Here is a 9,605-nt window from a genome sequence, read left to right as displayed (position 1 = left end):
CACCCGGCCGCCGATGTCGCACAGCTCACGCCTCGGCTGTGGAAGCAGCACTTCGAAAAGGCTCCGCTGCGCTCGGATATCTCAAGACGCGTGGCGTAGCAACTACGCCGCGGGCTGAACGCTTACCCTTGTCTTTGCAAAGCACGGAGGACCGGAACGACCTCCGGATAAAGTCGAATACTGCTGATCTCAATCGCGAGCTCGTCGGCAAGCTCATCGCACAGGGCTGGCGAGAGTGCCAATCCAAGCCACGTCGCGATGGCCCAGATGTCACCGTTTATGCTCATGATCCGCGCGGCATCGTCGGGCCGCGAAATCCGTCCGGCCTGCGCTGCGAGGCGCAAAAGCCGTGCGTATGGACGGCGCCGATCTCCAATCTCAGCCAGCGTACCAAACACGTCGAACACGATCGCCTTGATCATATGGTGGGAGGGTGATCCAGAAAGTGACTTCCGTCCGCTAAGAACAAGTTGCGCCAGATCTTTGGTGTTGAACGGACCATCCAGATCTGCACCTCATTCAGATCCAGGCTCTGGGCGATCACTGGAGTGAAGTGAACTCCTTCCAGAATTCATACTCGGAGATGTCCCATGTGCCGTAAGCGCTGCAGTACTGCTTACCATCAGCGACCTCATACACGTGCGCCAACGGGTCGGACGGCTTTTTCCAGATTCGGATCAATGGCTCCATCTTCCAGTGAGCCGAACCGTTCAAAAACGGCGGGCTAACGAGTTGGATGCCAACGATTGAACCACCTTTGCTCTCCCGATCAAAAAAAGCTACCAACTCGTTCGCAGGATTGGAAATCATCACTGTTTCGGAAAAACGCCCTTCCTGTGTAGAAACAGCATAACTCACGTAAAACCATTCATTGGGCGTAGTGATACCCACCGCCCGCCAAGCATCTTTTCCAGTGCCAAGAAGGCCCGACATGAAAGGATGATGAGCTGATACGTCAGTAATAAACATTGCGATTCGAGACTTTCAGTAGCGGCGCGTGACCAATTAATCGAATGATCGCGTTGGCCGGGTGAGGACGTTTTCCGTGAACTCAGTAGGAACTGAATATGTCGGGAGGGGCAATATTGTGACGTAAACGCGGCTGACTTAAAAGCATCATTCCGAGACACTGATTGAATGCCAGTCAGCGAATCATCGTCTAGTTCACGCGCGCCAACGGCGCGTGAGCTCCTTGCGATGAACATAGTTCGCCTACGCAAGGAACGGGGATGGTCTCAGGAAGATCTCGCGTTGGAATCTGGCTTGCATCGCACCTTCGTGGCGCACGTTGAACGCCAAGTACGAAATATCTCGATCGACAACATTGAACGTATTGCAAACGCTTTGCAGATAGATGTCCACGTCTTGCTGTTGCCATAGGGTCGGTTCCCCGTGCTCAGCAAGGGGTGGAGTGGTGTTGGGCTCAACGATCACATCCCTTGGGCCACCACAGAGACGCCCGTCACCTGGCACTTGCGGGTGAGGGACTACCACTGAAGCAGGATTGTGCAGCCGAAAGAATTGTGCTGTACGGGGAAGTCCCGGTCCGCTCCGGGCTTTGCCCTCCACGGACTTCCCCAAATACGATACAAGAAAGCGCTCCCAAGCCCGTTAGGGTGAGCGTGGTGGCATGCATTGTTATCGGTGGAGGGTTTGCGACTGGAACACGTGGAGGGTTTCAGATCGTTATGAGTGGACGGTTTCCTCGGAATACGCAGCCCTCGGAAATGTGATGGTCGGCGAATCCGTCGAGCTCACGCTGGGCTACGCTGAAACCCTCGCCTGGAATGGCAAGCGTCTGCGTTTTCGCTTGCCGACCACGATTGCGCCTCGCTATGGGCAGCCAACGGGTATGCAGCCCTGGCAGCGCCCCGAAACGAGCCTCGCCGCCGAATATCCGTTCAGCCTGACGATTTCGATTCCTGAGCCGTTGAGCGGCAGCGCCGTTTTCTGTCCCACCCATCAGGTGCGCCTGAAATCCACCCCGGAAGGCCTGCTCGTCAGTCTGGCACAGGGCGCGGCGATGGACCGGGACTTCATCCTTGACATCGAGAACGACGCGGTGCAATCCGTGGGGGTGTCGGCTTCCGCACGCGATACGCACCTGGTCATGCTGACGCTGCTGCCACCGGCCGTCGAATCATCCAGCAAAGAGCGTGATGTCGTGCTGGTCATTGACTGTTCTGGTTCGATGCAGGGAGATAGCCTTTCCCTGGCGAAGGAAGGTGTGATGCTGGCCTTGGGCAGTCTAGCGCCTAACGAACGCTTCGGGCTCATCGCTTTCGGGACGGACTTTGAGAAATTCGACGAGACCCTTCAACCCGCGAACCACAATAATCTTGAGATGGCACGGCGCTGGCTGGAGCACCTCGGGAACCTGGGGGGCACCGACATCAACGGAGCGCTCGAGCGGGCCTTGGACCTGCACGATGCCCAGCCGATGGACATCCTACTCTTGACGGACGGCCAGGACTGGCAGGCGGGGGCCGCCATTCCGGAAGCCAAAAAGAAGGGAGTGCGCATCTTTCCGATGGGCATTGGCTCCGCGGTCGCCGAGGAGTCACTGCACGCGATGGCGGATGAAACCGGGGGCGCTTGCGAGCTGATTACCCCAATGGAGGACATGTCGATGCGTATCCATCGGCATTTCAACCGGATGCGACAGCCGCAAATGTCACGCCTCGACATCGCATGGCCTTCCCTGCCGATGTGGGAATGCCGTCCGGCGCACGCGTGTTTTGCGGGCGACGCGTATACGGTCTTCGCCGCCTTCCATACCCCCATTCACGAACCGGTGCAGGTGTCTTTCCAGTTTGGCCAGCACGAACCGCAAGTGTCCCTGACTACGCTGGCCCAGGACACCCACTCGGCCGACGCCCTGGTGCGGGTCGGCGCCCGGCAGCGGCTTTCTGCGCTACTTGAATCAGACCGGCAAAGTTGGGCAATAGCCCATCAGCTCATCACGTCGCAGACGGATTACCTGATTACCGTCGAGCGAACAGCGGACGAAAAAGCCTCTCAACTCCCCGAGCTTCAGATTCAGCCAAACATGCTTCCGGCGGGCTGGGGCGGAAGCAGCAGCGTGCACAGCAGCGCCGGCGCAAGTCATTCCGGCTCAGAAAGTGTTCCCGCCATCTCCCGTTGTGTACGTCCGCCTCGCTCCGTGGAAAGTAGCGAACCGCCGGCTTTTTTCCGCCGCCAACGCCGAGCCCCTGAAGAGCTTGCGCTTGAGGTGGGTAGCCTCGAACTTGAACGACTCATTCAGCACCTGAACAGCCGGAGCCGCAGGATAGCCATCGGTGGTTTTCCAAAGACGCTTGCCAAACTGCGCAGCATGCCGGTACCCAAGCAAGTGCAGGCATTGTTTGAGGAGCTACTCGGCGAAGACCTCTCCGAAGCAATCATCCTGCAGTCCTTCTACGCAGCGTTGCTGCAGCACACCGGCAGCAACGAACTGCGCGAAGAGTTCAAGCTCAAGGCTCTCGAAGTTGTGAATGCTGGGCCGTTGAATTCGATAGTCGTAGAGCGAATCGTAGCGCTGCTGGACAGCCTGACGAATGCCCGGCTATCTACCTTCGCTTGGGACATTCCCGCCTTTTTAAGAAAAGCCGCCGACTAATTTCGGGTTGCGCCCAAGAGCAAATTATTATTAACAAGGCCCTTATTCGGGCGGTGCGGCGTTGGCACCGGCCAGGCACAGGGCGCAGGCCGACAGGATGGGATCCGGCGGGTGGTGTTTCTCCACCTTGATCCGGTGTTCCCAATGATCGCCGAAGTGGTAGAGGTAGGTGAATGACCGCATGCCCACGAGCGCGGTCTTGAGCTGGATGCGCTGCTCGGAACGGGGCGGATCGCCCCAGTCGAACTCCGGATCGGGGACGCCGTAGTGCTCGCCGGCGATCTCGAATTCGTGCAGATGCCCCTCGTGCCAGCCCATGACACACTGGATGACGTGATGAAGCCTGGCGAGGGTGATCGACTCGGGCACGACGATCCGGCGCCAGATGGCGGGCTTGATCCCAGCCAGTTCGATGCGCAGTTGCAGCAGATCGGCCGGTTTGCGGCTGCGCGGCTTGAGGGGGACGACGGTGCTCATGTCAGGCGGCGTTGAGAAGGGTCTTGGCAGGATTGAGGTTCCAGGGCAGCAGTGCGTCGATCCGGTTGATCGGGTGTTCGGCGATCCGCGTGAGCCCTTCGCCCATCTGAAGGACGTCCTCACCCGCCTGCCGACTCAGCCGCAGAGTCGGATCGGGGAGTTGTTGCCGCATCGGTGGAGGCCGGCTGGCGCGGTCACACCTTGAGGTTCTCGGTCAAGATGGGTTAGCCGGGGCTTACACTCTTCAAGTAACCAGCAAGCGAGGAACCCAGAAAGCCTTCAAACGAGGCGGCAATATTTAGCCGACACCAGCCTACCCTCTGAAACCGAACGAGACATCGTCTAAGCTTAAAAGGTTCTAACGGTAGCCTCTCATCGCAGCCCAGGTTTGTGGCTGGAAGGTAACGACTTTATTCTCAACAGCTTCGCGAAAAAGGTGTTGGTTGGTCCAAAAATACATGACTTTATTTTTGGACCTCCGACGACAGCGAAGCTCAGTGCTTGAATCGCTATACCTTCAAGTTACGACTTTATTTTCGTCACCCAATGAAACGGTGCATCAGCGGATGCAGACCTTGCTTACCTGCCGGAGATCCGTCAGCCCCGTCAGTACCTTCTCGATACCATCCTGACGCAGGGTCCGCATGCCCTCCTCGAGGGCAGCAGACAACAGACTGGCCACCCGTGCCCGCTCCTGGATCAACTCCTTGATCCGATCGGAGCCTGGCATCAGTTCGTGGAGCCCGAGGCGACCCTTGTAGCCTCCCGTGCAGTGCTCGCACCCAACCGGGGCATACAGGGTAAAGCGGCCCTGATCATCGGCATAACGCCGGCGCCAGTCCTGCAGGATCTCATCCCGGGCCCTCACCGGATCCTCCTGAAAAACGGAGGTCTGACGCATGTCCTCGCAATACTCATCCAGCAGGTGACGAATCTCTTCGTCGGCCGGCTCGTAAGACTGGCGGCACTTGGCACACAGACGCTTGGCAAGACGCTGGGCCAGCACGCCCAGGAGCGCATCGGCAAAGTTGAAGGGGTCCATGCCCATGTCCAGCAAACGCACCACCGACTCAGGGGCGCTGTTGGTGTGCAAGGTGCTGAAAACCAGGTGGCCCGTCAGGGAAGCCTCGAGACCGATGGATACCGTCTCCTTGTCACGCATTTCGCCGACCATGATCACATCCGGGTCGGCCCGCAGGAAGGAGCGCATCACTGTCGGAAAATCCAGCCCAGCCTTCCGGTTTACCTGAACCTGACGCAAGCCTTTCTGGGTGATTTCCACCGGATCCTCGGCCGTCCAGATCTTGGTTTCCGGAGTATTGATGTGACCCAGGATCGAATGCAGGGTCGTGGTCTTCCCGGAACCGGTCGGGCCGCATACGAAGAAGATGCCATAGGGTTTGGTGATGGTCTTGAGGAGGCGCTCGTAGTTGCCTTCCAGCAGACCCAGCTTGTCCAGGGGCAGCGGCTCGCTGTTGGCCAGCAGGCGCATCACCACATCCTCGAAGCCTCCTGCGGTCGGCACGGTCGCCACCCGCAGCTCGATATCCAGAGGGGCATAGCGGCGGAAGCGGATCTTTCCGTCCTGGGGCTTGCGTCGCTCGGAGATATCCAGATCACACATGATCTTGATCCGGGTCACGATCGGGTTCCGGTAGCTGGCTGGCACCTCGATGTAAGGCACCAGGGAGCCATCCTTGCGGAAACGGATCAGGGTCTTTTCCTTGCCTGGCCGGGGCTCAATATGGATATCGGAGGCACCCTGACGATGGGCATCAATGATGATCCGGTTGACCAGCTTGACCAGCTCGTTATCGGCCGCCGCGGAGACATCCTCGGCTGCGTTTCCCAGTTCCACCTCATCCTCGGACAGGTCGGAAAGAAGATCCGTCACGGAGGCATCATCGCTTACCTGCCCCCCGAAGAACTGGGCCGCCGTCTGCATGAACTCCAGATGGGTTGTCACGCAAAATACCGGACGTGCCTTGGGAAAAACGTTCTGCACCACCTTGGAGGCGACAGCCTGCTCCGGATCGGTGACCAGGGTCAGGAGCCCCTCCTGGTTTTCCTCCAGGGGCAACCATTCGGCCTGCTGCACATAATCGCGCTTGAGGTTCTTGAGGAGATCGAAGGGCTTGACCCGATCGGGCCGGTAGGGCTCATAGGGGACACCGAAGAAACGGGACAACGCCGTTCCGATCTCTGCAGGCTTGAGGTGGAATTCGGTGAGCAGGAGCTGCTCCAGGGAGATGCCCCGCTCACGGGCCTGACGGGTGGCGTCCTCCAGCTCTGCAGCGGTGATCCTGGCATCGAGAACCAGGCCTTCATACTTGGATTTAGGCTGCAACAGGGCATGACGGCGGTGCGAAAAGGCCACGGCCAGCGTCTGACCCAGCCCCTGGATTCCCTCTTCGACGACAGAAGAAAAGGAGTCACCGCTGCGGCTGTTGATCAGCTGGATGACACCGAGGATCTCGCCCTCATCCGGCGTGACAATGGGCGCCACCAACATCTGGCGACTGCGGTAACCAGTACGCTCATCCACCTCCCGGCGAAACTCCATCCGTGGAGACAGGGCCTTGAGCTCCCTTTCGTCATAGACATCATGAATGTTCAGGGTCTTCCCATGAAGGGCCACATAACCGGCGACACTGTTCTCGGCGATGGGGAGCCGGATCGTGCGAATTGTGTGAAGACCCGTTTTCAGGCGGGATGAAATGGTGGTCTTGTTTTCATCCACCACGTAGATCGTCAGTCGATCGGCAGCGAAGAGCGCACAGATTTCTGCCGACAGCTCAAAGATGATTTCATCAATGTTTTCGGTTGCATGGACCCGGTTTGTAAGCGCCTGGAGCCCCTTGAAAAAGGTCAGCCTGCTGGCCACATCACCGAAACTGCTCTTGTGGTTCATGGATGGTTGCTTCCCGAAGTACGCCCCGTCAGGAGCTGCAGGGATAAGGAACAGAAAGGGAGTTGAACGCCACCCCGCCAACCTCGCTAAAGCACGAACTCGAGGCCGTTATGGATGGCCCGGGGGGACAGCCGCCCTCCATAGCTGGTGATTTCTTCAAGGGTTGCGGCTGCCCGACTTGGTTTGAGATGGGTAATCCACACCTCGGGGTTACTGACAATCCGGTCAAGGAACAGCGCCAGCAAGCTCGGACAGAGATGACGGGAAGACAAGGCCAGGTCCTGCAGGGCATCCGGAAAGGCTGTCTCGACAATCAGATGTCGCAAATCCGGAATGGCGTTGATGGCCGCAATCAGAGGTTCGGAATAGGTCGTATCGCCAGAAAAAACCAGGCTCCCTCCTGCGCAACTGACCTGATAAGCCACTGCTGGCACGGTATGCAGCGCTGGCAGAGCCCTGATCGTACGCCCATCGCTCAGGCGTGCAGATTCCCCCACCCGCATTTCCTGAAACCGCAGGAACGGATTCTGCCGGTCCGGTATGGATGAAAAATCAGGCCAGATCAGCCAGTTGAAGATGTGGGAGCGCAGGATGCGCAGGGTTTCCGGAGTACCGTGCACCACCAGAGGCATGGCACGGGCATCACCCACGGTGTCCACCAGCAGCGGAATCATGGCGATGTGATCCAGATGGGCATGGGTCACAAAAATGTGATCAATCCTGAGCAGTTCATCAAACTCCAGATCCCCCACTCCCGTTCCTGCATCAATAAGCACATCCTGGTCCACGAGCAAGGCGGTGGTGCGCTGATCACGCCCCCCTATGCCGCCACTGCACCCCAGCACCCTCACCTTCATCGCATTCCCATGAATTGACCCACGCAAGAGGGCTGGCCAGAAAACGCCGAGCACACGCGCATTGATGCAGCAACCCGCTCAGGATACAGGCCGGCGGAACACGCCGGCAGCAAAAACTCACCCACGAAAAACAAAATGCATAGCCTGTTCATGCGGCCTGAGGCTGGGAAAAGAACTCCATCTTGACGCCCGCAATCTCAATGATGTCGTGGTCATTGAGTCGATGGGCCTGGGCATCCAGGGCGTGGCCGTTGACCGTCGGAAATACGGTACCCTCCACATGGGTAATGAAATAGCCATGGGGCCGGCGGGTGATCACCGCGACCTGAGTCCCCGGCTTGCCAAGAGTGGTCAGGGACTTGGACAACTCCAGCGTACGACCGGCGTGGGTGCCGCTCAGGATCTGGATCATGCCCAGAACTGCAGGCACCGCGGACGGAATGGACTCAGGAGCAGATGGCGCCTCATCCAGGGGGGCCGCCTGGCCAATGCTGGTGCGGGCAAAGGCAACGGCTTCGTCCTGCTCGGACAAGGGCACCGCCGCGTCTGATAAATACTTGATGCGGTATTTCCCCAACTCCACCACATCATTGTGCTTGAGCACATGCTTCTTGATGGGCTGGCCATTCACATAGGTTCCGTTGGTGCTGTTCATGTCCTCCAGAAAGGCATCATTCAGAATCGTGACGATGGCAGCATGCTCACCGCTGATGGCCAGATTGTCGATCTGGATGTCGTTATGAGGCTTGCGGCCGATGGTCGTGCGTTCCTTCTCCAGGGGCATTTCCTTCAGCACCAGACCATCCATGCTCAATATCAACCTGGGCATTCCTGTTCCTATCCGAATCCAGCTTTACTCGACACTTCCCTGAGGCCTGTGACCCTGCAGGGACGAGACCACGACCACCGATACATTATCCACCCCGCCCCGTTCATTGGCCATCTCGACGAGACGGATCGAGGCCAGCCTGGGATGCATCCCCAGGTCCACCAGCACCCTGGCGATATCCGCCTCCGCCACCATTTCGGTCAGGCCATCGGAACACAACAGATAAACGTCTCCGCCCCTGGCCCACCCGGTTGTCACATCCGGCAAGACTTCAGGTTCCGCACCGATCGCCCGGGTCAGCAACCCGCGGAGAGCAAAGGCACCTGCCGCTTCTTCGGCAATCATGCCCGCGTCCACCTGCTCGCGCAACACGCTGTGATCCCGTGTGAGACATTGCAAGCCCAGGGCACGCAAACGGTAGACCCGCGAATCGCCCACATGACAGATGAACACCTGTCCGGACTGGGTGACATGAATTCCAGCAAGCGTGCTGCCCATGCCACGCAATCCAGCCTCGACCGCAGCGGCGTGACATACCGCACGGTTGGCGCAGGTACAGGCAGCCCGCAGGTCGTCCTCACCGGGACGCCCACTCGTGACAACCTGCTGCATGTACTCCATCCAGGCCAGCACCGTCAGACGTGACGCCACGATCCCGCCGGCATGCCCTCCCATGCCATCCGCCAGAACAGCCAGCCCATGGGGCTCATCCAGGCAAACGTGATCTTCGTTACGACAACGAACCCGCCCAGGATGGGAAGCACCCGCCATGCGCCAGACAAACATGTGCTCGTTCACCATGAAGATCCGGACGGACACAAAAGGAAACGAAAGGGAAATGCCCCGGCAGCCACCTGCCAAGACTCACTGGAAGCAGGAATTTTATCCCTAACAGGACACGCATCGAACAAC

General features: G+C 58.7%; 9 protein-coding genes and 1 pseudogene. 3 read left to right on the top strand and 7 right to left on the bottom strand.

Annotated features, from left to right (window positions below):
* Positions 1-122: 122 nt before the first annotated feature.
* Together PHI64_RS19250 and PHI64_RS19245 are read right to left on the bottom strand one after the other, a co-directional pair.
* A complete protein-coding gene (locus tag PHI64_RS19250) occupies positions 123-422 on the bottom strand; it encodes a hypothetical protein (protein WP_299886427.1) in 300 nt (99 codons plus the stop codon).
* Positions 423-540: 118 nt separating this feature from the next.
* Positions 541-969: a hypothetical protein gene (locus tag PHI64_RS19245; RefSeq protein WP_299886424.1), complete on the bottom strand. Its 429-nt coding sequence runs from the start codon at positions 967-969 to the stop codon at positions 541-543.
* A gap of 168 nt (positions 970-1,137) precedes the next feature.
* Here PHI64_RS19245 and PHI64_RS19240 point away from each other — a divergent pair, with 168 nt between their 5' ends.
* Together PHI64_RS19240 and PHI64_RS19235 are read left to right on the top strand one after the other, a co-directional pair.
* On the top strand, positions 1,138-1,380 hold the full coding sequence (locus tag PHI64_RS19240) for a helix-turn-helix transcriptional regulator (RefSeq protein WP_299886421.1): 243 nt from the start codon (positions 1,138-1,140) through the stop codon (positions 1,378-1,380).
* 352 nt (positions 1,381-1,732) lie between these two features.
* Complete coding sequence (locus PHI64_RS19235) at positions 1,733-3,619, top strand: VWA domain-containing protein (RefSeq protein WP_299886418.1); 1,887 nt, start codon at positions 1,733-1,735, stop codon at positions 3,617-3,619.
* Positions 3,620-3,661: 42 nt separating this feature from the next.
* Here PHI64_RS19235 and PHI64_RS19230 read toward each other — a convergent pair whose 3' ends face one another.
* Positions 3,662-4,096, bottom strand: coding sequence for a plasmid pRiA4b ORF-3 family protein (locus tag PHI64_RS19230; protein WP_299886415.1), 435 nt, complete (start codon positions 4,094-4,096; stop codon positions 3,662-3,664).
* 91 nt (positions 4,097-4,187) lie between these two features.
* Here PHI64_RS19230 and PHI64_RS19225 point away from each other — a divergent pair.
* Positions 4,188-4,301 (top strand): annotated as a pseudogene (locus PHI64_RS19225) (transposase domain-containing protein); the annotation flags it as partial.
* A 354-nt stretch (positions 4,302-4,655) separates the two neighbouring features.
* Here the strand turns inward: PHI64_RS19225 and PHI64_RS19220 are convergent.
* The 4 genes from PHI64_RS19220 to PHI64_RS19205 all read right to left on the bottom strand — a co-directional run bounded on the left by PHI64_RS19220 (position 4,656) and on the right by PHI64_RS19205 (position 9,479).
* Complete coding sequence (locus PHI64_RS19220; RefSeq protein ID WP_299886412.1) at positions 4,656-7,007, bottom strand: GspE/PulE family protein; 2,352 nt, start codon at positions 7,005-7,007, stop codon at positions 4,656-4,658.
* A gap of 86 nt (positions 7,008-7,093) precedes the next feature.
* Positions 7,094-7,864 carry a 3',5'-cyclic-nucleotide phosphodiesterase gene (locus PHI64_RS19215; RefSeq protein ID WP_299886430.1) on the bottom strand — a complete coding sequence of 257 codons (771 nt, stop codon included), beginning with the start codon at positions 7,862-7,864 and terminating at the stop codon, positions 7,094-7,096.
* A gap of 148 nt (positions 7,865-8,012) precedes the next feature.
* Positions 8,013-8,693 (bottom strand): FHA domain-containing protein, encoded by a 681-nt coding sequence (locus PHI64_RS19210; protein WP_299886409.1) that lies wholly within the window; start codon positions 8,691-8,693, stop codon positions 8,013-8,015.
* A gap of 24 nt (positions 8,694-8,717) precedes the next feature.
* Positions 8,718-9,479 (bottom strand): protein phosphatase 2C domain-containing protein, encoded by a 762-nt coding sequence (locus PHI64_RS19205; RefSeq protein WP_299886406.1) that lies wholly within the window; start codon positions 9,477-9,479, stop codon positions 8,718-8,720.
* Between the last annotated feature and the right edge of the window lie 126 nt (positions 9,480-9,605).

The organism is Zoogloea sp. (assembly GCF_028689785.1).
In the GTDB taxonomy this organism is placed as follows: Bacteria; Pseudomonadota; Gammaproteobacteria; order Burkholderiales; family Rhodocyclaceae; genus Zoogloea.
The sequence above is the reverse complement of the archived record's forward strand: the minus strand, read 5'-3'. Positions and strand labels throughout refer to the sequence as shown.

What these genes read in the sequence shown, in the direction of transcription:
- PHI64_RS19245 (WP_299886424.1), bottom strand. Translation starts at nt 969, where the DNA reads ATGTTTATTACTGACGTATCAGCTCATCATCCTTTCATGTCGGGCCTT.
- PHI64_RS19235 (WP_299886418.1), top strand. Translation starts at nt 1,733, where the DNA reads ATGGTCGGCGAATCCGTCGAGCTCACGCTGGGCTACGCTGAAACCCTC.
- PHI64_RS19215 (WP_299886430.1), bottom strand. Translation starts at nt 7,864, where the DNA reads ATGAAGGTGAGGGTGCTGGGGTGCAGTGGCGGCATAGGGGGGCGTGAT.
- PHI64_RS19240 (WP_299886421.1), top strand. Translation starts at nt 1,138, where the DNA reads ATGCCAGTCAGCGAATCATCGTCTAGTTCACGCGCGCCAACGGCGCGT.
- PHI64_RS19205 (WP_299886406.1), bottom strand. Translation starts at nt 9,479, where the DNA reads ATGTTTGTCTGGCGCATGGCGGGTGCTTCCCATCCTGGGCGGGTTCGT.
- PHI64_RS19250 (WP_299886427.1), bottom strand. Translation starts at nt 422, where the DNA reads ATGATCAAGGCGATCGTGTTCGACGTGTTTGGTACGCTGGCTGAGATT.
- PHI64_RS19230 (WP_299886415.1), bottom strand. Translation starts at nt 4,096, where the DNA reads ATGAGCACCGTCGTCCCCCTCAAGCCGCGCAGCCGCAAACCGGCCGAT.
- PHI64_RS19220 (WP_299886412.1), bottom strand. Translation starts at nt 7,007, where the DNA reads ATGAACCACAAGAGCAGTTTCGGTGATGTGGCCAGCAGGCTGACCTTT.
- PHI64_RS19210 (WP_299886409.1), bottom strand. Translation starts at nt 8,693, where the DNA reads ATGCCCAGGTTGATATTGAGCATGGATGGTCTGGTGCTGAAGGAAATG.